The sequence below is a fragment of the Paraburkholderia sp. J10-1 genome (assembly GCF_905220165.1).
GTDB lineage: Bacteria > Pseudomonadota > Gammaproteobacteria > Burkholderiales > Burkholderiaceae > Paraburkholderia.
On record NZ_CAJMYW010000001.1, the window covers coordinates 562,721 to 585,912 of the forward strand.

General features: G+C 62.4%; 21 protein-coding genes. 6 read left to right on the plus strand and 15 right to left on the minus strand.

The window, feature by feature from the left end; all coding sequences use genetic code 11:
* Window positions 1-24: 24 nt before the first annotated feature.
* Both U5A65_RS02475 and U5A65_RS02480 read right to left on the minus strand, forming a co-directional pair.
* Window positions 25-1,038 carry a hypothetical protein gene (locus tag U5A65_RS02475; RefSeq protein WP_321945384.1) on the minus strand — a complete coding sequence of 338 codons (1,014 nt, stop codon included), beginning with the start codon at window positions 1,036-1,038 and terminating at the stop codon, window positions 25-27.
* 343 nt (window positions 1,039-1,381) lie between these two features.
* Complete coding sequence (locus tag U5A65_RS02480) at window positions 1,382-2,893, minus strand: Dyp-type peroxidase (RefSeq protein WP_321938236.1); 1,512 nt, start codon at window positions 2,891-2,893, stop codon at window positions 1,382-1,384.
* A 667-nt stretch (window positions 2,894-3,560) separates the two neighbouring features.
* Here U5A65_RS02480 and U5A65_RS02485 point away from each other — a divergent pair.
* Window positions 3,561-4,367 (plus strand): M15 family metallopeptidase, encoded by an 807-nt coding sequence (locus tag U5A65_RS02485; RefSeq protein ID WP_321945385.1) that lies wholly within the window; start codon window positions 3,561-3,563, stop codon window positions 4,365-4,367.
* 107 nt (window positions 4,368-4,474) lie between these two features.
* Here U5A65_RS02485 and U5A65_RS02490 read toward each other — a convergent pair whose 3' ends face one another.
* Both U5A65_RS02490 and U5A65_RS02495 read right to left on the minus strand, forming a co-directional pair.
* Window positions 4,475-5,641 carry a hypothetical protein gene (locus U5A65_RS02490; RefSeq protein ID WP_321945386.1) on the minus strand — a complete coding sequence of 389 codons (1,167 nt, stop codon included), beginning with the start codon at window positions 5,639-5,641 and terminating at the stop codon, window positions 4,475-4,477.
* Between the two features lie 13 nt (window positions 5,642-5,654).
* Complete coding sequence (locus U5A65_RS02495; RefSeq protein WP_321908555.1) at window positions 5,655-6,158, minus strand: lysozyme; 504 nt, start codon at window positions 6,156-6,158, stop codon at window positions 5,655-5,657.
* Between the two features lie 864 nt (window positions 6,159-7,022).
* Here U5A65_RS02495 and U5A65_RS02500 point away from each other — a divergent pair.
* From U5A65_RS02500 to U5A65_RS02510, 3 genes are read left to right on the plus strand one after another with little or no spacing between them, the layout of a single operon-like run.
* The gene (locus U5A65_RS02500; RefSeq protein WP_321908553.1) at window positions 7,023-7,478 is read left to right on the plus strand and encodes a (2Fe-2S)-binding protein; all 456 of its coding nucleotides are present in this window, start codon (window positions 7,023-7,025) and stop codon (window positions 7,476-7,478) included.
* Window position 7,479: 1 nt separating this feature from the next.
* Window positions 7,480-9,744: a xanthine dehydrogenase family protein molybdopterin-binding subunit gene (locus tag U5A65_RS02505; protein ID WP_321945387.1), complete on the plus strand. Its 2,265-nt coding sequence runs from the start codon at window positions 7,480-7,482 to the stop codon at window positions 9,742-9,744.
* A gap of 11 nt (window positions 9,745-9,755) precedes the next feature.
* Window positions 9,756-11,090 carry a cytochrome c gene (locus U5A65_RS02510; RefSeq protein WP_321945388.1) on the plus strand — a complete coding sequence of 445 codons (1,335 nt, stop codon included), beginning with the start codon at window positions 9,756-9,758 and terminating at the stop codon, window positions 11,088-11,090.
* Window positions 11,091-11,174: 84 nt separating this feature from the next.
* Here the strand turns inward: U5A65_RS02510 and U5A65_RS02515 are convergent, their stop codons facing one another.
* The 8 genes from U5A65_RS02515 to U5A65_RS02550 form a co-directional block, all read right to left on the minus strand.
* A complete protein-coding gene (locus U5A65_RS02515) occupies window positions 11,175-11,978 on the minus strand; it encodes a transporter substrate-binding domain-containing protein (RefSeq protein WP_321934532.1) in 804 nt (267 codons plus the stop codon).
* Window positions 11,979-12,164: 186 nt separating this feature from the next.
* On the minus strand, window positions 12,165-12,974 hold the full coding sequence (hutG, locus tag U5A65_RS02520; protein WP_321945389.1) for an N-formylglutamate deformylase: 810 nt from the start codon (window positions 12,972-12,974) through the stop codon (window positions 12,165-12,167).
* 27 nt (window positions 12,975-13,001) lie between these two features.
* On the minus strand, window positions 13,002-14,420 hold the full coding sequence (locus U5A65_RS02525; protein ID WP_321945390.1) for a formimidoylglutamate deiminase: 1,419 nt from the start codon (window positions 14,418-14,420) through the stop codon (window positions 13,002-13,004).
* 4 nt (window positions 14,421-14,424) lie between these two features.
* Complete coding sequence (locus U5A65_RS02530) at window positions 14,425-15,048, minus strand: HutD family protein (protein WP_321945391.1); 624 nt, start codon at window positions 15,046-15,048, stop codon at window positions 14,425-14,427.
* Complete coding sequence (locus tag U5A65_RS02535; RefSeq protein WP_321908540.1) at window positions 15,045-15,812, minus strand: amino acid ABC transporter ATP-binding protein; 768 nt, start codon at window positions 15,810-15,812, stop codon at window positions 15,045-15,047. Before U5A65_RS02535 ends, U5A65_RS02530 begins: the two co-directional genes overlap by 4 nt.
* Entirely contained in the window at window positions 15,809-16,477 is a 669-nt protein-coding gene (locus tag U5A65_RS02540) for an amino acid ABC transporter permease (protein WP_321934535.1), read from the minus strand. The genes U5A65_RS02535 and U5A65_RS02540 overlap by 4 nt, the downstream gene beginning before the upstream one ends.
* Before the next feature lie 17 nt (window positions 16,478-16,494).
* Window positions 16,495-17,250 carry a transporter substrate-binding domain-containing protein gene (locus U5A65_RS02545; protein WP_321908537.1) on the minus strand — a complete coding sequence of 252 codons (756 nt, stop codon included), beginning with the start codon at window positions 17,248-17,250 and terminating at the stop codon, window positions 16,495-16,497.
* Between the two features lie 91 nt (window positions 17,251-17,341).
* The gene (locus U5A65_RS02550) at window positions 17,342-18,091 is read right to left on the minus strand and encodes an IclR family transcriptional regulator (protein ID WP_321908535.1); all 750 of its coding nucleotides are present in this window, start codon (window positions 18,089-18,091) and stop codon (window positions 17,342-17,344) included.
* A 163-nt stretch (window positions 18,092-18,254) separates the two neighbouring features.
* Here U5A65_RS02550 and U5A65_RS02555 point away from each other — a divergent pair, with 163 nt between their 5' ends.
* Together U5A65_RS02555 and U5A65_RS02560 are read left to right on the plus strand one after the other, a co-directional pair.
* Complete coding sequence (locus U5A65_RS02555; protein ID WP_321908533.1) at window positions 18,255-19,259, plus strand: ABC transporter ATP-binding protein; 1,005 nt, start codon at window positions 18,255-18,257, stop codon at window positions 19,257-19,259.
* Entirely contained in the window at window positions 19,256-20,017 is a 762-nt protein-coding gene (locus U5A65_RS02560) for an ABC transporter permease (protein WP_321908532.1), read from the plus strand. The genes U5A65_RS02555 and U5A65_RS02560 overlap by 4 nt, the downstream gene beginning before the upstream one ends.
* Window positions 20,018-20,047: 30 nt before the next feature.
* On the opposite strand, the gene U5A65_RS02565 is transcribed toward U5A65_RS02560, so the two are convergent.
* The 3 genes from U5A65_RS02565 to U5A65_RS02575 all read right to left on the minus strand — a co-directional run bounded on the left by U5A65_RS02565 (window position 20,048) and on the right by U5A65_RS02575 (window position 23,163).
* The gene (locus tag U5A65_RS02565) at window positions 20,048-21,406 is read right to left on the minus strand and encodes a tryptophan leader peptide (RefSeq protein ID WP_321945392.1); all 1,359 of its coding nucleotides are present in this window, start codon (window positions 21,404-21,406) and stop codon (window positions 20,048-20,050) included.
* Window positions 21,407-21,507: 101 nt separating this feature from the next.
* A complete protein-coding gene (locus tag U5A65_RS02570; protein ID WP_158761326.1) occupies window positions 21,508-22,275 on the minus strand; it encodes a ParA family protein in 768 nt (255 codons plus the stop codon).
* Window positions 22,276-22,626: 351 nt separating this feature from the next.
* Window positions 22,627-23,163, minus strand: coding sequence for a nucleoside deaminase (locus U5A65_RS02575; RefSeq protein WP_321945393.1), 537 nt, complete (start codon window positions 23,161-23,163; stop codon window positions 22,627-22,629).
* Window positions 23,164-23,192: the final 29 nt, after the last annotated feature.

A 23,192-nucleotide genomic window follows, 5' to 3' on the forward strand; every position in this document is an offset into this window, starting at 1 on the left:
CGCCGCAGACGCTGTCCACCTGATTCAGACGGTCTTCTGTCCGAACGCGGGCCAGGTCTTGTCGAACTCGTCAAGCCGGAATGACTTCAGTTCCAGCATGACGAGCGGTTCAGTGGACTGGACCTTGTTGTAGGTATTCAGGAACTTCGTGAGGTCGACGAGCGCGTTATGGATCAGCCGCAGCCGGAGGGGACAGAAGTTGCCAGGCTGCGGAATGACGGACGCAGTGACCGTCGGCTGTGCTGCCAGTTGCGCCAGCGCCGGGCCCTCCTCCGGCATTCCGGCTGCATTGGCTTGGTGCGGCTTCGGCGGCGGCGCAACGTAGGCCTTCGCCGCCGTCATCAGCAGATTCTGTAGTTGCAACAAGCCCTCGTTATTTTCAAGAAGGCTATCGTAATTCACCCGGAAGTCCCTATACGACATGCAATGGATTTCCGTTTCGCCCGCTACCAGGACAGACTCGCCGATCTCCATTTGCATAAATTGAAATACGGGCTGATCGACGGTGACCTTCTGGGTCCAACAGTTCTGCGGTCCCGTATCCGCGAGCATACGCTCGACGCGTTTGACCAGATGGTTGAACTCGCGCGTTTGTGCGTCGTCATTGAACTCAAGAACACTCAAGTTCCGTTTGAGGATCTCAATCCAGCACAGATATCGCGCAAAGCAATACATCGTGCTGACCAGGTAATGGCGGCCGGTCATCGGCCATTTGCTCGAGCGAGTGACGAACGGATCCGCGGCATGCAGGCGTTTGGCAACGTGCTCGATCCTTTCATTGAAGTGCCAAAGCCGGTCTTGCAAGTCGGCGGCGGAGAGCATCACGACACGCGAATATCGCTTAACGACTGCACGCACGCTCGCCTGTTCCGTCCGATCCAGCTTCTTCTTCTCGGCTAGGTCCGCTAGTTCTGCCTTGACGTATTCGAGGTCGACCTTGATGTTGCGCTCGACGAACTGCTTGCCGAGATATCCGAGTACGCTGGCGACCGAGGCCGCGCCAAACACCGAACCCATAAAGCTTTCGAACCCTGACATGAGCTTTTTCCTTCGCAAGACGTGGCAGTTATGCGGATAACGAAACGATACTCTAAACGTTCACGCCCGAGCGCCAGTCTCCGCCATGGAAGATCGATCTCGGCATTCGACTCCTTACTGCATAAGGAATTGGAGGCGAGTCCCCCCCTCAACAGGCGGCCCTCCCGCCGCATTGTAAAACCATCAGCAGCCATCTAACTCCGTTTTTTTGATTCAGGCAGTCGATCACGCCAAGCGACTGAATTAAGGGGAGCGGCGTTTCAGGTCTCATTCGCAGAATACGAACGCTCTGAAACGCCCGCCCCTTTCACTACAACTAGTGACCGCACCTATCAATCGGCGCTTAGACAAGCTCGTGCAGCTTTTTGATACTGGGAGCAAAAAAATAAGCACCACCATCAAGATTCACAAAGCTCTCCAGCTCAAGTTGTGGTTTATCGGCCGCCTTATGTGACTTTGGCGCAGCACCGGCAAAGAATCGGTGCGTTTGATGAGACTGTCCGATGATCGGGTCGATACCGCTATTGACCTGTGAGAATTGGACGGTGTTCGCCCACGATTGCTGAACGAACTCGAACTGGTTCTCAATCGACGTGATGTAGCACTTGAAAAGCAACCCGCGCGACATGGCGCCACCTGCCGATTGCTCATTGAGCGCCTCCTGCTCAGTCACCTCAGGGCCGAAAGCAATGCCGCGTCTAAGCATGCGGTGAGACTGCGTACGCGCTTCCGCCGCGTCGATTTCCTTCTTGTCCTTGGCGTTTGGATCCCCTGGAACGTCGTCGCGCGGGTACGCCTTCCGGACATGCGCGGCAAACGGGCACTTGAAGCCGTGCCGGTCGCCGTCGAACTCAAAATCATTGACGTCGGGTGTTCCCTCAGCAATGGTGGGATTGTCACCGAGTGGCGCATTGATGATGGCAGCGCCGCTTTTCCATCTCCCAACCATCTGCGCGCCGAGTAAATCCGGATCCATCGGGTTGGCGGTGCTAGTGATGCTCTGGGCGGCGAGCTTTACGGAGCGATTAAATTCAGGAACTTTCTGCGCGAGACGCCGGAACACGAGATACGCACCGTTCTCCATGAACGGCGAGGGTGCCTGCTTTACGTCTCCTTTGACTTCCAGTGAAGGGGCATTCGGATTCTGGCCTGGATAACCAAAGACGAACTCGCCTGGCCATAACAAATCCTGGCCTTTCTGACCTTCCGAGGGCTTCGCACCACTGGCGGTTGGCGTGAGTGCAGCATTGGCCGAGGTTCTCCCCTTCACACCCGGTTGCGACACGCCATCCGCATAGCCGAAATGCTCGTGACCGGCGACAGGCGCAGGGCGCACCTGTCCTTCCTCGGTGTGCAAAAGCATCCAGCCGTTTTCGCTCGGCGGAGCAAGACGCAGGGAAATGATATCCGCGATTTCAGCACGGCTTGCGCCGGTCACGACGAACACCCCATGGAGATTCGCGTCCGGGCGCAGGATGCTCCACGACGATGTGGGCGGATCGGTCATCTTGTCTCCGCGCTTGCCCATGCCTTCGATGAAGGCCTGTGCCGCCACCGAGTCGATATCGCGAACGCCAAGTACAGTCAATCCGGAGAATGTGAACGCAATATTGAGGCCCGGCGTGGGCAGCAGTTTTCGACGAGTGCCGTTCTTGCTCTTTTTAATCATCTCTTCCTGTGCGAGTGTTTCGTCAACGCTCGTCAGATGCAGCGAATGGAGGAAAGTTTTGAAACGCTTCACATCCGATATCTTGAAGAACAGAAGATGTTCGTTTTGCTTAATAAGCCCAGCCAGAATATCGCCTTGAATTTCATCTGTCGGTAACGCTGGTTCAGCGTTCAGATCGCGTGCCATATCCCTCTCCTTGAAGTTTCTGAAAAGAATGACGAAGACTGACGTGGAGACGAGATAGCTCCGCCGCCCCAACCTGAACCTCAACGTGAGAGACGAGAGATGCGCGCTCGATCAGCAATAGCGCTTGTGCCGTGCGGTCCGCCCCCCTGCCGACACAACACGCAAGACTGTCTGCATGTTGCGCGCACCCAGGACAGATATGGCAGTCTGAGGCCCTCTCCGCCAGTGGTCTGGTCTTGATTTTTTGATTGTCTTCGACGAGAAGATTAGAAAAGCGTGAGGCTCCATTCACAGAAAATCTGTTCGCTGTGTGCGGAACCGCACAATTCATTCGTTGTTAAATAACTTTTCTTTCAAAAAATTTAATTGTTTATTCACTTATATTCAATGACCGAAGAGTCGATCGAAATGCCATTTTTTTGTGCGTGAACGCACACTTCCATTTACAAGAAGCTTTCCTCAACTTTAAGTCCACCTAACCTCGTAATGAACAGGTCATCCAGTGAGATGAAATAAGGCCACCCCAAAGATGAATCGATGAATAAATAGTTCAGCAAAAGTATTGCGCCCGGTTTCGGAGGACGCGTTTCCATTCATTACGGCAGGAAGTCCCTGTCATGCACGGGCTTTCGGCACGTCGTTCATGCAGCAGTCTTCGGGAGTTCACGTGAAAACGCCACTTGTCGATATCAATATCCCGTCCATCTACAAGAATAAGCAAGGCGCGACCGTGCCCTTGCCGAAAAGGCTCGCGCGCGCGACGCCGGACATGGCAGCCGCGCTCGCCGCACTGTCGCGCGACCTGGCCGCTCGCGGTGGGCGGCTCGTGCTTTCCGACCTGTTCCGAAGCTACGAAATGCAGTTTCAGTCACATCTCGACTACGTGAACAAGAAGAAATCCGCGTTTAGTCCGCCACCCGGAGGCAGCTTCCACGAAGCCGGACGCGCAATGGATCTCTCCCTTAAAGACCTGAATATGGAACTGGACAAATTCTGGCTACTGGCGAAGACGCACGGCGTGAACCCTATCATCAAGGCGCCGGATTCGCGCGCGAGTGAAGCATGGCATTTCGAGTGCCGGGGCAGCCATCAGCGCGTGATCGACTACTACGAGGCGAAGAATGGCGACAACTTCGACTACCCCTACGCGGCCGGCGCCGCCTCCGCGATCCTCGCGCTCGGCGTTCGCGTCGACAGATTCGGCTCGGCGCAAAAAGAAGCCCAACTTCAGGCGGCGCTCATTCGATGCGGCGAGGTGATCGGCAATCTGGACGGTGCGATGGGAGCGAAGACACGCGCCGCGCTCACGCGCCTCGGAATCAACGACGCCGGCCTCGACGACGCGCTCGCGCATGTCGAGGATCTGGCACAAAAGAAGTACGAGTCCGAGTACGTCCTCGCCGCGGACGCGATGTCCGTCGTCGTGGCCGATTTCGCACTTCACGTTCCGGATCACGTCGACATGCACGGCTGACGAGAGCACTCCGGCCCGATCGATGCCACATCGATGCTATCAAGGCGAACATGGCACGACATTCCGGGAAGCCGTGCTCCGGCCGAGTTTCATCCGGGCGTAAGCCCTCAACCGGCTGAATAAGCCGCCTTGACGTCGTCCTCGACCTCCTGCGCGCCCGCCTGCTGCGTGGCGTCACCCTCGGCGTATCCGGATTTGATGCCGTTGCTGCTCGCCGGCGTATCGGCGGGCGTTGCCGGCTGTGCAGGATCCACCGGCTTGGGCTGCGGCTCAGTCGATTTCAGACCGATATAGGTCGCGCCGCTGATGCCGATGACCGCGAGCGTATAGGGTTCGAGCGCGGGCATCGACACGGTTGTCAGGACCTGATAGACAAACATCAGTCCGACGATGACTGTGAAGATGAGCATCTGGAGTCGGTGGATCGCTACGCCGCTTTCGTCGCTCACGAGGTCGCTGAAAAATCGCGGAACCGATGGCGGGAATTGCGTATCGCGCGCCAGGTCGACGCTGCGCGATCCCACGGTCAACACGCTGTAGATGCCCATCAATGCGAGTGCCTGAGCCGAAAGAGGGGGCATGACGCCGGAGGCGAGCCACTCGTAAATGTAGGAGCCCACAATGATCAATGTCCACCATGCCATCTGCGTTCGGGCGAGACTGAAGGTTCGCCGATTCAGCGGAACCGAGGTCGTGCTTCCCACGTCGCGCAGCAACGCAGTTTGCCTGGCGAGCAATACGAATATAAAGATCACAGCCACGAAAACCGCGCCGCCTGCAATCATCTTCCATACGGGCGACCAGCGAAACGTCTGGGTACCGTCCATCACCGGGATCTCGTTGCCGGCTTCGTCGGAAACACCGAATGCAATCTCACGTTCCGTAGGCGTTCCCTGCCCCTGCCACGGTTCGCCAATCAGCGTACGCCACGCGGCGGCGGTTTCAGGCGCGGGCGGGTCCGAATCCTTTCGCAGGAGAAACTGTATCTGTCCCGCCGTGCTCCCGTCCGGCAGTGCCACGTTCTGGCATCCTTGCGCGGCGATGCCGGTATACGCGCCATTCACGAGAAGCCTGTACTTCTGGACGACCGCAAGTGACTGACACGGCTGCTTCTTGAGCGTCACGGCGACAATGTCACCCAGGGCGACCGGCCTTGGCCTGTACAACGTGGCCGGCTTTGTCGATGTGTCCGTTGCGCCCGGCGCGTCCGCCGCATTCACCAAAGATGCGGCCACAAGAAAGAGCATGGCCAGCAGGCCGTGTATCGCCTTCACGATTGTCCCCTTCTCAGTTCAGGAAGAGTGTTTGCTCTGCTTCTCTTCGCTTGAGCAAGCCCGGCAGCTGTTTTCCGTTGGCGAAACTCCAGCGCGGGAACTGCTTCGCCGCATCGTCGAAGTCTCTCGCGTTCAATAGCTTGAGGAGCGTCGAAGAACGCAGATTGCCCAAGCCGAGATTGAGCGTGAAACTCGTGAGTGCGCCGTACTGGTTGTCATTGAGCGCAACCGTGACGACTGAGAGTACGCCGCTTCCGGCATGCATCAAGTCGGCCTGCAGGAAAATTTCTGCCTGCGCCTCGCTGATTCCGTCCGGATAGAGTGCCTTGACCTTGTCGAGATCGGCATTGCCGCGCAGGAAACGGCCATCGACTCCAATGGCGTGCCCCCATCCGATCGTCCAGATGCCTATCGGATCCATGTAAGGATAAATATCGCCAGTCGTAATACCAGGAATCCCCTCAGCCTTTTTGACGAGTTCAATGGTTTGCGCGTTGACAGCGCGAGGTTGAGCCATGATTTCCTCACTATTCAGTTATTCTCACGCACCGCATCCCGATCGAGCCACCGATCAATTTCGTGCTGCTTTCACGGGGCCATTCTGTTTTTTCGTGAAACGCAGTAGTCGAGCGTCATACTCAATTGCAAACGAATGGACCGTCATCGTAGTTTTCCGGAAGACGCTACATTCATCGGTTCCCGCGACACGAATGACAAGTTTCCGTAAGGATTTGTCGAAGGCCATCAAGTCGGCGGCTACGCGACACACGTTGCCATTGGAGGTCCTGCAGAAGGGGCTGGACTTATGCCCGAACATTAGAAAGCTGCATCTCAGTTTTCCTGAAAATTTACGCCCGAATGTGCGCAAGCGCACACGCGATCGAATTGCGGCAGCACAGAGAGGCAACCGCCGGCGATGAATACGATAAGTAATCCAAACTGAATTTTCGAACCCGAGAAAATTCACAGCCGCGCCATGCCATGAAGCACACGTTTAAAGGCTACTTGGTTCTGTCGACAGCAAACGGCACTTCCAGCACAAGCACTCAGCAAAGGGCAATCAATCGTTGCGGAGAAATCAATTCGTGCGCGGCGCCGGTTTCGCCCCCCGGTTGCACCGCGGCTCATGGCATTTGCGCGAGGCCACACCCTGGACAACTTTGATTGCCGGGCCAGGACAGCTTTCGTTTGCAAGCCACCATAACGGACCGTTTTCTGCACGTATTTAAAGGCGGCGCTACACTCAACCGGTTGTCGAAAGGCCGTGCTCATGTGCCTGTGCTTTGCCCCCCATTAGGCGGGCAAAGCGGAACAGCCGGCGCGCGGACACTTCGATTGCGCGATCAATATCTACAAATCCCCACTCCCGGAGAGCCGCTTCATGACGACGCTGATCATCAACGGAGAAACTCATACAGTCGACGCGCCACCCGAGATGCCGCTGCTCTGGGTCCTGCGCGACATCGTCGGCCTCACCGGCACGAAGTTCGGCTGCGGCATTGCGCAGTGCGGCGCATGCACGGTGCATCTCGACGGTGAGGCGGCGCGCTCGTGCGTGCTGCCCGTCGCGGCCGTAGCGGGCCGCAAGATCACGACCATCGAGGCGATCGGCACGACGCCTGCGGGGCAGAAGGTGCAGAAGGCCTGGCGCGAGATCGACGTCGTGCAGTGCGGCTACTGTCAATCGGGGCAGGTCATGTCGGCGGCAGCGCTCATTGCCGCGAATCCGAACCCAAGCGACGCGGATATCGACGCTGCAATGGCGGGCAACATTTGCCGCTGTGGCACCTATGCGCGAATTCGCGCCGCCATCAAGCAAGCCGCGAAGGAGGCCTGACATGTCACAGGGTCTCCTCGATGCGCAGAACGGCGCGCCGCGACGCAAGCCGCAACACGACGGCGGCGGTCAACTCTCGCGCCGCACGTTCCTCAAGCTCGGTGCGGCAGCAGGCGGCGGGCTGCTGCTCGGCATCAGCTTTTCCGCAGGCGCCCAAGGCGACAGCCAGACGCGCAAGTCGATCATCGGCGGCGACGGCAACGAAGCGCCGCAAGACGGCGTGTTCGAGCCGAACGCGTTCGTGCAGATCGACCGCTCGGGCAAGGTCACGCTCATCATCCCGAAGGTCGAAATGGGGCAAGGCGTGTACACGTCGATTCCCATGCTGATCGCGGAAGAACTCGAAGTGCCGCTCGATAGCGTCACGGTCGACCACGCGCCGCCCAACGAGAAGCTCTTCACCGACCCGCTGCTCGGCGGCCAGCTCACGGGCGGCTCCACGTCGATTCGTTTTGCGTGGCAGCCCATGCGCGAAGCGGGCGCCGCCGCGCGCACCGTTCTGATCCAGGCCGCCGCGCAGCAGTGGCAGGTCGACCCCGCCAGCTGCCACGCCAAGGCAGGCGAGGTGCTGCACGACGCGAGCGGCCGGCGCATTGCCTATGGCGAGCTCGTTGATGCGGCCGCGCACCTGAGCGTGCCGCAGAAGGTGGCGCTCAAGGACCCGAAAGACTTCACGCTGGTCGGCAAGCCCACCAGGCGCCTCGACTCGCCGGAGAAGGTGGACGGCTCGGCGCAATTCGGCCTCGACGTGCGCCTGCCCGGCATGGTCTACGCCGCCATCGTGAACTGCCCCGTGTTCGGCGGCACGCTCGCGAAGGTCGACGACACGCGCGCGAAGCAGGTTCCCGGCGTCACGCAGATCGTGAAGATCGACAACGGCGTGGCCGTGATCGGCGCGCACACGTGGGCCGCGAAACGCGGCGCGGCGGCGCTCGTCGTTCAGTGGAACGAAGGCGCGGGCGCGAGCGTGTCGATGCAGCAGATCGTCGGCGATCTCGCGAGTGCCTCGCAACGCGAGGGCGCCGTTGCGCGCAAGGACGGCGACGTGCAGCAGGGGTTCGGCAACGCGAAAACGCGCATCGACGCGGTGTATCAGCAGCCGTTCCTTGCGCACGCAACGATGGAGCCGATCAACTGCACGGTCCACGTGCAGCCCGACGCCTGCGACATCTGGGTGGGCACCCAGGTGCCCACGCGCGCCGTGGACGCGGCCGTGGCTGTCACCGGACTCAAGCCCGGGCAGATCACCGTACACAATCACCTGCTCGGCGGCGGCTTTGGGCGGCGGCTCGAAGTCGATGCGATCACCCAGGCGCTCAAGATCGGCAAGCAGCTCAATGTGCCGGTGAAGGTGTTCTACACGCGCGAGGAGGACATTCAGCACGACATGTACCGGCCGTACTACTACGACCGCATCTCGGCCGCGCTCGACGCGAACGGCAAACCGGTGGCGTGGCAGCACCGCATTGCGGGGTCTTCGATCATGGCGCGCTTTGCGCCGCCCGCGTTCCAGCACGGCGTGGACCCCGACGCCGTGGAAGTCGCCGCCGACCTGCCCTATGACCTGCCGAACCAGTTGATCGAGTACGTGCGCCAGGAGCCGCATGCGGTGCCCACGGCGTTCTGGCGCGGCGTGGGACCGACGCGCGGCACGTTCGTGGTGGAGAGCTTCATCGACGAGCTGGCCGTGGCCGCGAAAACCGATCCGGTCACCTATCGCCGCAATCTGCTCGGCAAGTCGCCGCGCGCGCTCGGCGTGCTCGACGTGGCCACGCGCGCCGCGAACTGGGGACCGCCGATGCCGAAGGGCCAGGGGCGCGGCGTTTCGGTCATGCACGCGTTTGGCAGCTTCCTCAGCATGGTCGCCGACGTCACCGTGGACGACGGCGAGGTGCGCGTGAACCGCGTGGTGTGCGCCGTGGATTGCGGCATGGTTGTGAATCCCGAGACCATCGAGGCGCAGATCCAGGGCGGCATTGCGTTCGGCATCACCGCCGCGTTGTGGGGGGAAATCACGATCGAGCGCGGACGTGTGACGCAAAACAACTTCACCGACTACCGGATCATGCGCATCGACCAGATGCCGGTGATCGAAGTGCACATGGTGAAGAGCGCCGAAGCGCCTGGCGGGATCGGCGAGCCCGGCACCGCGGCAGTCATTCCGGCCGTGGCGAATGCGATCTATGCGGCCACCGGAAAGCGTCTGCGGCATTTGCCCGTGGGCCGCCAGCTCGCGAACGCGGGCGCGTCCGCACAGTCGGCGTGAGGGAGCGAACCATGACGAAAACGATCAAGGCATCCCAACGAGCCCGCGGCCTGCGCCGCGCCGCCGGCGACGGCGCAAAACTCGCGCTCGCCCTCGCGGCCTTCGCGTGTGCCGGTGCGCGCCCCGCATTGGCAGCGAGCGCAGCGGACGCCGCCACGATCCAGCGCGGCGCCTATCTCGCCACCGTGGGCGACTGCGCGGCGTGCCACACGGCGCCGCACGGCAAGCCGTTTGCAGGCGGCCTGCCGATGAACACGCCGCTCGGACGCATCTACACGACCAACATCACGCCCGACCCCGACACCGGCATCGGCAACTACACGCAGGCGGACTTTGCGCGCGCCATGCGCGAGGGTGTGGCAAAAGACGGCCACAATCTCTATCCGGCAATGCCCTATCCCTCGTACGCGAAGGTGCGCGACGAAGACGTCGCCGCGCTCTACGCGTACTTCATGCAGGGCGTGCAACCGGTCAGGCAGAGCAACCGCGACGCCGACATCAAGTGGCCAATGAACATGCGCTGGCCGCTCAAGCTCTGGAACGCCGTCTTCCTCGAGAAGGGCGCGTACCAGGACAAAGCGGGCAAGGACGCGGCATGGAACCGCGGCGCGTACCTCGTGCAGGGCCTCGGCCACTGCGGCTCGTGCCACACGCCGCGCGGCGTCGGCTTCAACGAGAAGGCGCTCGACGAAAGCGGCGACGCCTGGCTCACGGGCGCCGCACTCGACGGCTGGTTCGCCTCGAACCTGACGGGAGAGCACAACACGGGCCTCGGGCGCTGGAGCGAAGCGGACCTCGCGCAGTTCCTGAAGACGGGTGCGAACCAGCACGCCTCGGCGTTCGGCGCGATGACCGACGTGGTCAACAAGAGCACCCAGGCCATGAACGACGCGGACGTGAACGCGATCGCCGTCTACCTGAAGTCGCTGCCGGCGAAGGGCGGCGATGGTGGACCGGCGTATGCGTATGACCCGCAGGCGACGAAGGTATCGCTCTCGCGCCCGGCCAACGATGCGGGCGCGCGCGTCTACACGGCGTATTGCATGCATTGCCACGGCGCCGACGGGCGCGGCTTCGCGCCGATGTTCGCGCCGCTCGCGGGCAATCCGAGCGTGCTGGAGAAGGACGCGTCGTCGCTCATCAACGTCACGCTCAACGGCACCGGCGATCTCGTGATTCAGGGCATGCCCGCGCCGTACCCCATGCCCGCTTATGCAGATGTCCTAAGCGACAAGCAGATTGCCGACGTGCTCACGTTCGTGCGCGCGGGGTGGAACAACAAGGCGGGTGCGGTGGGCGCGGCAGAAGTGGCGAAGATGCGCACGAGGACGCAGGCGGCGCGCTAAAAAGGAGTGTTGAAGCGATCGCGCCGGCCGTGAATGCGGCCGGCGCGAGTGAAGCAAGGCGCTGGTAGCAAAGCGCCTGTCGCGTTAGTGAGCGAGCGGTTGCGTCACGTCCTGGCCGAACCACTGCATGGAGATCTTCTTGAGCGTGCCATCCTGCTTGAGCGAGGTGAGCGCATCGTTGATCGCCTTCTCGAACTTCGGATTGCCCTTGCGGAACGGAATGGCCATTTCCTGATCGGCGCCCGGCAACACGGCGCCCGGACGCAGCGGCAGGTTCGACGTCTTGATGATGTACGGCAGCATCAGGCGGTCATCCATCGTCGCGTCGATGCGCTTCGCCGCCAGGTCGCGCAGCTTCTCCGGCGCACCCGGATACGTTTGCACGTTGATGCCCGGCACGGCACGCGCCATCTGGTCATAGTTGGTGCCGAGCGTCACGCCGAGCTTCTTGTCGCCCTTGAATTCGTTGAGCGTCTTGAATTCGCGCTTGTCGTCGGCGCGCTGGATCAGCTGGGCCGCCGAATACGTGTACGGCTGGCTGAAGTCGAGCGCCTGCTGGCGTTGCGGCGTGATGGTCACCTGATTGACGATCACGTCGAACTTGCCGGCCTGCAGCGCCGCGATAATGCCGCTCCATTCGGTGGGAATGAACTCGGGCTTGACCCCGAGCTTGGCCGCCACCGCCTTCGCGACGTCCACGTCGAAGCCGACGAGCTGGCCGCTGCTGTCACGGGAATCGAACGGGGGATAGGTGCCCTCCAGACCGATTTTCAGCACCCCGGCCTGTTTGACGGAATCGAGCAGATCTTCCGCATGGGCGGAAATGGCGGTGAATCCCAGTGCCGATACCGCAAGCGCGCTTGTGAACAGGAGCTTCTTCAACTTCATTCAACCTCTCCTCTTTATCTGGATGTCTGGACTGCTTCGCGATGGCACATCAGCGCCCCCCCGAGGCCGCGTCGCTAGAGAATACTACGATCGGCAGCGCCATCGTAGCCCGCGCAACTGAGTACTTTCCCGCGCTCAAGCGGCATCCAGGACGGGGCAAACCCGAATAGCCGAAGCGCCGCGCTATCAGCCCGCCGAGGCGTTCATCGCCTTCACGGCCTCGAGCGCGCCGCCCACCATCGCGCTCACCGCCGGCTCGACTTTCTGCGCGATCGACGGCGCGTAGTCGAACGGCGCTGCCTCGCTCATATACGTCGACTGGCACATTTCGAGCTGCACGGCATGCACGCCGTCTTGCGGCGCGCCGTAGTGTCGCGTGTTGTAGCCGCCCTTGAAACGGCCGTTCGCGATCCATGTGAAGCCGCTTGCCGAAGCCGCGCGCTCGACTGCCGCCTGGACCGCCGGCGCCGCCGTGCGGCCGTCCTGCGTGCCGATGTTCAGATCAGGCAGCTTGCCATCGAATAGCCGCGGCAGCACGCTCGCAATCGAGTGCGCTTCCCACAGCAGCACGTTGGCGTGTTGCGTGCGCAAGCGCTGCAACTCGGCGCGCAGCGCGTCGTGATACGGCTGCCAGTAGGCGGCGACGCGGCGTTGCCGTTCGTGCGCATCGGGCGCACGGCCCTCGCGATAGAGCGCCGCGCCGCGAAACGTTTCGGTCGGGCACAGCGAAGTCGTCGTCTGCCCCGGATACAGGCTTTCGTCATTGGGCGGCCGGTTCAGGTCGATCACATAGCGCGACACGCGCGCACCCAATATCGTCGCGCCCAATGACTGCGCAAACGCATAGAGCCGGTCGAGATGCCAGTCGGTATCGGCAACCGTGAGCGCGATGTCCGTATAGGCGTCGCGCAGCGGCTCGGGTATCTGCGTGCCGAGGTGGGGAATCGAGATCAGCAGCGGCGCCGTGCCGCGTTCGAGCAAATAGAGGTCGGTCATGTGGGCTCCGTTCGGTTGGCCACGCACTCAAGCGCTGGCGAGGAGATGGTTCAGCGCCTTGCGATAGCCGGCGTACAGGCGCGTTTCGTCGCGGTGGCGCCGGTGCGCGACGACTGGCTCGCCGCCCACGTACACGTCGCGCACCGGCGTTTCGCCGTGCTCGCAGAACACCACGGAGGAAAGCCAGCTTTGCGGCGTTTGCTGCGCGAGGTTCGGGTGCTGCGCGTCGAGCACGAGCCAGTCGGCGCGGGCGCCCTCCTGCAACGCGCCCACCGCGCGTCCGGTTGCGCGCGCGCCGCCAGCGAGCGCCGCGTCGAACAGACGGTCGGCCACCTGCGCCGTCTCGTGCGATGCGAGCACATTGCGTTCGCGCCGCGTGAGCCGCTGCCCGTATTCGAGCAGGCGCAACTCGGCGCGCCAGTCCACGCCGATATGGCTATCGGAGCCGATGCCGAACCTGCCCTGCGCCGCCAGGTAGTCGTGGGCCGGGAAAAAGCCGTCGCCGAGATTCGCCTCCGTCGTGAGGCACAAGCCCGCCACCGCGCCGCTCCTTGCGAGCGCCTGCGTCTCGTTCGTGTCGATGTGCGTCGCGTGCACGAGACACCACCGCGCGTTCACGTCGAAGCGATCGAGCAGCCATTGAACGGGCCGCGCGCCCTCGGTTGCAAGGCACGCGTCCACTTCGGCGGTCTGCTCGGCAATATGGATATGCACAGGCGCGTGAGGCAATGCGGCATCGAGCCCTTCCAGCAGCGCGCGTAACGAGTCCTGCGACACCGCGCGCAGCGAATGCGGCGCGACGCCATAGCGCAACGCGCCGTGTTGCGGCTGCAAGCGTTGCAACGATTCGACGATCGCGAGCAACTGGTCGGGCGTGTTGATGAAGCGCCGCTGGTCGTCGCGCGGCGGTTGCTGGCCGAAGCCGCTGTACTGGTAAAGCACCGGCAGCATGGTCATGCCGATGCCGCTGACTTCTGCCGCCCTAACCACACGCTGCGCCAGCTCGGCGGGACTCGCATAATGCTGGCCGTCCTGCGCGTGATGCACATAGTGGAACTCGCACACGGACGTATAGCCCGCTTTGAGCATTTCGACGTAAAGCCAGCTCGCAACGGCCTCAAGATCCTCGGGCGTGATGCGCGCAGCGAAACGGTACATCAGGTCGCGCCAGCTCCAGAAGCTGTCGGTGGGATTCGCGCGGTATTCGGTGAGGCCCGCCATCGCGCGCTGGAACGCATGCGAATGAAGATTAGGCATGCCAGGGATGAGCGGACCGGCCGCGCATACGACGCCCTGGGGCGCGTGCGCGAGATCGGGCGTCACGCCGCGCAGCGTGCCCGTTGCGTCCCATTCGAGCAGCACGTTGCGGCGCCAACCGCCTGGCAGGTATGCATGGTCTGCGAAAAGCGCGTTCACGATGGAAAGCGGAGGAATAACGGTGCTCATGAAATCAGGTTCGCGCAATATCGAGTGTGACGGCCAGCAGCGTGCCTTCGCCGCGCGCTTCGAGGTTCATTGCCTGCCCGGCGTCCACGCGCAACGTGTCGCCTGGCGCGAGCGCGATGAAACCCTCGCCAGCCACGCTCACCGCAACCTCGCGTTGCACGGCATGCAGCAACACGGTCTGCGCACATACCGTGCGCCGCCCTGCTTCTCGCCACACTTCGAGCGCGCCATGCGCGACGCCACGGCGCACCATCAGGTTGAACACGCGCACGGGCCCTGCGGCAATCCGCGCATCGATCGTGGATTCACCGGCAAAGCGGGCGATGTCCAGCGCGCTTTCCAGCCTGTGCGTTGCGTGGGGCATCTCTGCGGCAGCGCGCACTTCGTCCAGCTGCAAGCCCGCGCCTTCGATCAATACGAGCGTACGGTCGACGCCATCGAAACGCGAAAATGGCCCGGCCTGCGCGATATCCGCGAGACTCACGCGCCAGGCGAACGCATCGGGCGGCGCGAGCGCCGCGCCACCCGCCGCGATTTCGCGCGTCACCCCGCCGCCATTCTTCCAGGGTGCGGGCGCAAGATCGACGCCGCGCAGCAGCGTCACCGTTGCTACGGACGAGCGGCTCATGCTCGTGAAAGCACCGCTTGCAGGAAGCTGCGCGTGCGCGGCTGCGCCGGCGCGGTGAAGATCGTCGAAGGCGGCCCCGCCTCGACGATCTCGCCGCCGTCCATCACCACCACGACGTCGGCCACTTCCTTCGCGAAGCCCATTTCGTGCGTGACGACCACCATGGTCATGCCCTCGGAAGCCAGCAGCTTCATGACCTGCAACACCTCGCCCACCAGCTCCGGGTCGAGCGCCGAAGTCGGCTCGTCGAACAGCATCACGCGCGGCTGCATGGCGAGCGCGCGCGCAATCGCGACACGCTGCTTCTGCCCGCCCGAAAGGCTGGCCGGCATCACATGCGCCTTGTGCGCGAGCCCGACTTTCTCGAGCAGGGCAAGCGCGGCGGACTCGGCCTGCGCCTTCGAAGCGCCGCGCAACATGCGCGGCCCAACCGTGATGTTGTGCAGCACCGAGAGGTGCGGAAACAGGTTGAACGACTGGAACACCATGCCGACTTCGGTACGCAGCGCGTTGAGCGCGCGGTCCTTGAGCATCGCGCCGTTTTCCACGAGGCGATGACCGCAGATATCGACCGTGCCGCCCTCGGGCTGCTCGAGGCCGTTGCAACAGCGCAGGAACGTGCTCTTGCCCGAACCGCTCGGGCCGATCACCACGACCACTTGTTGCGGCTGAATATCGAAGTCGATGCCGTTGAGCACGAGGTGCGAGCCAAACGACTTCTTGAGTCCGCGAATGCTGACGATCGGATCCGGTTGCGTGCTCATTGCACCATCCCTCCTGCGCGCAAGCGGCGCTCGACGCGATGCAGCGCATAGTTGGTCGTCTGCGTGAGCACGAGGTAGACGAGCGCGATCACGAGGTACACCTCCAGCGAGCGATACGAAACGCTGATGATCTTCTGGCCTTCATGCATGAGGTCGTCGATCGTCAGCAGCGAGACCAGCGCGGAATTCTTGATGAGCGCGATGAATTCGTTGCCAAGCGGCGGAATCATGCGAACAACGGCCTGCGGGAGAATGATCGCGCGCATGGCCTGCCCCGCCGACATGCCGATCGAACGCGCAGCTTCCATCTGCCCGCGATCGACGGACTGAATCGCGCCGCGCACGATCTCCGAAACATAAGCCGCCGAATAGAGCCCGAGCCCCAACATGCCGCAAACGAACGCCGGCAGCAGAATGTTGAACTGCGGCAGCCCGAAGAACAGCAGGAACAACTGCACGAGCAGCGGCGTGCCGCGAAAGAAGACAAGGTAGCCGGTGCAGAAGCCGTAAATGAGCCGCCGTTGCGGCGCGAGCCGGCCGATGCCGATCAAAAGGCCGAGCAGGCAGCTGAGCACGAGCGCCGCGGCGGTCACCTCCACCGTGACCAGCGCGCCGTGTGCGATGTCGGCCCAACCGGCTATGGCCGGAGAGAAGTCGAGTTGCATGGATCAGATCCGCCGCATTACTTCGAACCGGCGCCGAACCACTTGTTCACGATCTGGGCGTAGGTGCCGTCCGCCTTGATCTTCGCAAGCGCTGCGTTCAGCGAATCGCGCAATTGCGGTTCGTCCTTGCGCACCGCAATGCCATAGGCCTCCTTCGTCAGCTCCGTGTCGAGCACGCGAAATCCCGGGCGCGTGCGTGCGAACTGATACGCGGCGGGCTTGCCGGTAACGGCGGCGTCGGCGCGGCCGATGCCGACCAGGTCGAACATTTCCTGGTTCTTCTCGACCTCGACGCGCGTGACCTTCGGGTAGTTGTCGCGCAGGAAGTTCACCGACTTCGTGCCGACCTGCACGGAGACCTTCTTGCCCTCGAGATCGGCGAGCGTCTTGATCGGCGAGTCGGCCTTCACGAGCGCGACGAGGCCGCCCGCGAAATACGGCTGCGTGAAGTCCACCACCTGGCTGCGTTCCGGCGTGATGTAGATGCCGGAGATCGCGGCGTCGAAGCGATGCGCAATGAGCCCCGGAATCAGCCCCTTGAAGTCGATGTCGGTCCACTGGACCTGCTTGCCCATGGCCTTGGCGAGCGCGTTCATGAGGTCGACGTCGAAGCCGGTGCGCTGGCCGTTTTCCGTGAACTCCATCGGCGGGAACGTCGCATCGGTCGCGACCTGGAGAACGTTCTGCGCTTGCGCGCTCGCGGTGCCGGGAGCGGCGGCGGCGAACATCGCGAATGCGACGCACGTGGCGGACAGCAGTTTGTGCAGTTTCATGGTTGGACTCCGGTGTGTGGTTGATCGGGACGCTACGGTTGTTGACTTCTTTCGTTGCGGTCTATCGAAATGCAATCGCATTCAATCGCATTCATTCGGTTTGCAGGCGGGCGGAAATGGCGTGCGCAGTGCGCAAGGTCCAGTCGGCGAGTTGAAGCTCGCGGCCCGCCACGCGCGAGGACGGCGCCATCAAGGTGATCGACGCGTTGGCGAGCGCGCCGCGCGCAACGCGCCGGAACACCGGCGCGCTCACGCCCCATACGCCGGGGTCGACTTCGCTTTCGCTCACCGCGTAGCCGCGTGCGCGAATCTGCGCCAGTTCCGCTTCGATCGCGGCGCGGCCCGCTGCGTCGCCGGCGAAGAGGCGATCGAGCGCCTCGCCGCGCGCTTTTTCTTGCATGAACGCGAGCAGTGACTTGGCCGACGCGCCGGCCTTGAGTGCAACCGCGCGCCCCTTCTCGAACGAGCAGCGCAGCGAATGCGTGCTCTCGACCATTTCGAGGCAGACCACCTGGTCGTTCACGGCAACGACGAGTCCGACGCTCTCCTGCGAGGTCCGCGCGAGTTGCAGCATGCCTTCGCGGCTCGATTCGACGAGCAGCGAATTGACGTCGAAGCCGAGCGCAAGCTGCAGACTGATGGGGCCCGGCGCGTAATAGCCGGCGTCTTCGGTCACGAAGCCCCAGCGCTTGAGCACCGCGACCTGGCGGTAGAGTGTGCTCTGCGCGAGACCCGTTGCCGCGAGCATGTCCTTCGCGGACATTGCCTTGCCGCGGCTCGCGAGTGCCGAAAGCACCAGTAGCAGGCGCTCTGCGCCGGTAACACCGGGTTCGTGTTTCACCTGGAGGACGAAGGCTGAATGGATGCAGTCAGCATGCCACGTCACTCCCAGAAATCAAAAATACGATTCCCAGCGAATGGGAATGAGATGCGAGGGTTTTCCCTGGAGCGGTCCCGCGTGGTCCGCGCGGTGTGTTTTACCCGCTTCTGGTAATGTCACGCACATGCAAACGATCCTCTCCATCGAGAATCTCTCGAAAGTCTATGCATCGGGGCTCCACGCGCTCACGAACATCAACCTCGACATCCAGCGCGGCGAAATCTTCGCGCTGTTGGGGCCGAATGGCGCGGGCAAGACGACGCTCATCAGCATCATCTGCGGCATCGTCAACGCGAGCGAAGGCAGCGTGCGCGTGGCCGGTCACGATATCCTCGCCGACTACCGCGCCGCGCGCTCGCTGATCGGCCTCGTGCCGCAGGAGCTCACCACCGACGCATTCGAAACGGTCTGGGCCACGGTGTCGTTCAGCCGCGGCCTGTTCGGCAAGCCGGCCAACCCCGCGTATGTCGAACGCGTGCTGCGCGACCTGTCGCTGTGGGAGAAGCGCAACAACAAGATCATGACGCTCTCGGGCGGCATGAAGCGCCGCGTGCTGATCGCGAAGGCGCTCGCGCACGAGCCGCAGGTCCTGTTCCTGGACGAACCGACTGCGGGTGTGGACGTCGAATTGCGCCGCGACATGTGGGAACTCGTGCGCGGGCTCAAGGCGAACGGCGTGACGATCATTCTCACGACCCACTACATCGACGAGGCCGAAGAGATGGCCGACCGGATCGGCGTGATCAACGCAGGCAAGATCATGCTCGTCGAGCACAAGGACGTGCTCATGCGCAAGCTGGGCCGCAAGCAACTGACGTTGCAGCTCGAAGCCCCGTTGCGCGCCATTCCGGAAGGGCTCGCCGCCTGGGGGCTGGAACTGGCCGGCAGCGGCGCCGAACTCATCTACACCTACGACAGCGAAAACGAGCGCAACGACATCATTGCGCTGCTGAAAGACCTGAGCGATGCCGGCATTGGCTTCACGGACCTGAAAACGAGCCAGAGTTCGCTGGAGGACATCTTCGTGAGTCTCGTCCATCAGGACCCGGCGGCCGCTGCGCCATTCGCCGCGCCTGCGGTCGAGGAAGATGGCAAAGCACAGGTAAAAGGACAGGTAACCTCGCGATGAACCACTACGCAATTCGCGCCATCTACCGCTTCGAAATGGCGCGCACCCGGCGCACGCTGATGCAAAGCATCGTTGCGCCGGTGATTTCCACCTCGCTCTACTTCATCGTATTCGGCTCCGCGATCGGCTCGCGCATCAAGGAAGTCAATGGTGTGAGCTACGGCGCGTTCATCGTGCCGGGCCTCATCATGTTGTCGCTCTTGTCGCAGAGCATTTCGAACGCGTCGTTCGGCATCTACTTCCCGCGCTTTACGGGCACGATTTACGAACTGCTCTCGGCGCCCGTGTCCTACCTGGAAATCGTGATCAGCTATGTCGGCGCGGCGGCGACCAAGTCGGTCGTGCTCGGGCTCATCATCCTCGCGACCGCGGCGCTGTTCGTGCCAATCCAGATCCAGCATCCCGTGTGGATGGTGCTGTTCCTGCTGCTAACGGCGGTCACGTTCAGCCTGCTCGGCTTCATCATCGGCATCTGGGCGGACAACTTCGAGAAGTTGCAGATCGTGCCGCTGCTGGTCATCACGCCGCTCACCTTCCTTGGCGGCGCCTTCTACTCGGTCGACATGCTGCCCACCGCATGGAAGGTGATCACGCTGTTCAACCCGATCGTCTATCTCATCAGCGGTTTTCGCTGGAGCTTCTACGGGCTCGCGGACGTCGACGTCGGCGTGAGTCTCGGCATGACAGCCGCCTTTCTCGCGCTGTTCCTCGTGATCACGGCGTGGATCTTCAAAACGGGCTACCGGCTGAAAACCTGACGGTAGCGAATCAGCCGGATGCCCGCCTCTTCACGCGGGCACCTGCCCCGTTGCGCTGTCGTGCGGTCCGTCCTGGGGACGGTTCAGCGGGCCGTCGAATGAGCCGTCCAGAATACGAAGCTTGTCGGTCATATCGGGAAAGCTGTGACCCGCGGCGCGAAGCTCATTGACGATCCGATGCCCAACGGCCCGGCAGTGCGCCAGCGTCTCATGCAAACGCGGCTCGGACTGCAGCCCCGTCACCGCCCGCTCCAGCTCAGGCGGCGATTCGCTCAGCAGTGCGGGCACGACTTCCTCCGGCGGGATCAGCGAGCCGTGACTCAGCAGTTGCGCCGTCCAGTCGCACCCGTACAGCAGCGCGCGCCGTTCGGCCCTGCGCGCTTCGTCCTGCTCGAGCGCGGCGAGGCTCGGGCGGCTCTTCTGGATCTCGGCGCGCCACGGCGCAAGCACGTCGGCACGTAGCGCCGCGATCGCTTCGCCGAGCGCAGCGTTTTGCCCGCCCGCTACGAGGCGGCGTTCATCGAGCCGGTCGACTTCGTCCCGATAGCTTTCGAGGTAGGCCAGCCAGTTCAGCGGCAGCTCCGGCTTTTCGAAGAATGCGCGCCTCACTTCATTGAGTTCGTTGCGAATGTCCTGCAGCGCCTGATTGTCGGCGAGCCGCGCTTCATGCACGTCGTGGGCCGTCACCATCTGCCGGTGCAGAGGGAAAAGCGGATTGCTGTAGCGCCGCTGCAAGTGGCGCTCCGCCGCGCCGGGCCGGGCGCTCCATTTCCAGTTGGGCAGCGACTTCGCGTCGAATTCGACGGCCTCGATCATCGGCCGGAAAACGGCGAGCGCTTCGTCAGTGGCGTGGCGAAAGCAGTCCGCCAGCTTGTAGTCGTTGCCTTGCAGGGAAGCGCCCGCCTCCCCCGCATAAGGCGACTCGGGCCGAAGCCTCAGGGTGCCGGTGGCGAGAAAGAATTCCATCGGCAGCTCTACACGCATGCCTTCGAGCGCGAACGCGCGCTGTTCGGCGGAAATCGCTTCGACGGCACGCGCCAGGCGATTTTCCTGGTCGAGGAGCGTATCGATCGCGTCTCCCGACGACGGCTGCGCGGCATCGGCTAGCAGGCAAAACGTTTCGCGCGCCATTCGCGCCGCGATGGTGCCGTGCTTCTCGGCAAACAGCCAGAACCACAGGGCAAGCTGATAGCCCTTGACCCCATTTTGGGCGGTCGTTTCGACTTCGGGGGTGAACGCGATGCCGGGCGCGGCCCAGTTCGCGAACGGCGGCGTGCCAACGCCCTGGTACATGCCCAGGAGTTGGCGTATGGATTCATGCGTATCGGTCGGCCAGTTGCGCGCCTCTTCTTCCTGGCGCTTCTCGGTCTTCCAGAACCTCCAGTCCATTGTGCACCTCGCAAGAGAGCAAGAGTATCGGTGCTACTCGCTGCGAGGGATACTTGCACACTCCGCCGGGGGCGTAAACCGGTGATGTCCGCTCTTGCTCTTCAGGCTCCGCTCAATTCCTGGTGTAGCGCGACAAACTCGCGTGTGAGTTTGTGCGCCGGGTCGAGGTGCACGACAGGCTTGGCCTGCTGATGCGATTCACGAATCTTCACCGACGACGACAGCCGCGACGACAGCACCGGCAACCCTTCATCGACGAGTTCGTCGACGAGCTTCTGCGGCAGGCTCGCGCGCGGCTGGAACTGGTTGATGACGATGCCTTCGACCGTGAGCGCGGCATTGTGATCCTGCTGAATCTCCTTCACGTTCTCGAGCAGCGTGTAGAGCGCGCGGCGCGAGAAGTCGTCGCAGTCGAATGGAATGAGGCAGCGCTCGACCGCGATTAGCGCGGAGCGCGTGTAGAAGTTCAGCGCAGGCGGCGTGTCGATGTAAATCGCATCGTACATGTCGAGTTCTTTGAGCGCGTCGCGCAACTTGTAGATTTTGTAGCGCGACTCGAGCTTCCCGTGCAGCGTGTCGAGGTCCGCATGCGCGGGCATCACGTCCAGATTCTCGAACGGTGTCGAATGAATGAACGACGTGACGTCGATGGGCCTGAAGCTGAAAGTCAGCGCGGTTTCGAAGAAGTCGGCGACGTTGGGCTTCGCATCGGCGGAAGCGGCCCCGAGCAGGTACTGGCTCGAATTTGCCTGCGCGTCGAGGTCGATCACGAGCGTACGCTGACCCTCATTCGCGCTGATTGCGGCGAGATTACAAACAATCGTTGACTTGCCTACGCCACCCTTCTGATTGAATACCACACGCCGCATGTCTTCGCTCCCCTGTTTCTCGTCAATGCAATGAGACGGATGGGGATGAGCATACCCGATGCGGCGGTGCAGAAAAGTTTTTTGGTGGCGGTTTTCCCGGCCAGCGGCTAGTTACATGACCGCTTCATTTTCCCGGGCCGTTTGGCTGGTTATAACCACTACCGTCGCATGCGTAACTCGCGGTTGCCGGAAGCGCGAGGACAAGCGATACAGCCAGCAGGGCTGCAAACACGCGTCGAGCTTTCATTTGCTTTCCTCCTGTTCAAACGAAGCCGGTGCGTTAAGCATAGGTCAGATGACTTAAAGCGCAATTGCGCGTGATTACGCCCAATTACGCCCCCGCGACTACGGTTACCGATGCCCCCAAAACCTGCGCTGCACCTGCATCACTTCTTCCTCGACCTCGGGCACGGGCCCGATCAGCTCTACGCGCTTCTGGCAATGGTCGAACACATAACGCGACGACACACTCATCGTCGGATTCTCCGCATGGTCGCCCGTGCATTGCAGCAGCCGCTCTTCCGTCATGCCGAACACCACGCGCCCAATGTTCGCCCAATAGGCCGTGCCCGCGCACATGCAACACGGCTCAACCGTCGTATACAGCGTGCAACTCCACAAGTATTGCGGCGTAAAGTTCAGCGCAGCGGTACGCGCGAGCACCGCCTCCGCATGATTGATGGTATCGACATTGCCCTGTTCGATGAGCACCGACTCCTGATCGGGTCCGACGAGAATGGCGCCAAACGGGTGGTGACCCAGGAGCGTCGCACGCTCCGCGACAAGGCTCGCGTGACGCAAATGGCGCACGATCTGTTCGCGCGTCGGCGCGAGCCCTTGCTCGGGAAACGCCGACGCGCTTTGTTGCGGCAAATGGGTCAGGCTCAAACTATGTCTCCTCCTTGTTGTGGTGTTAC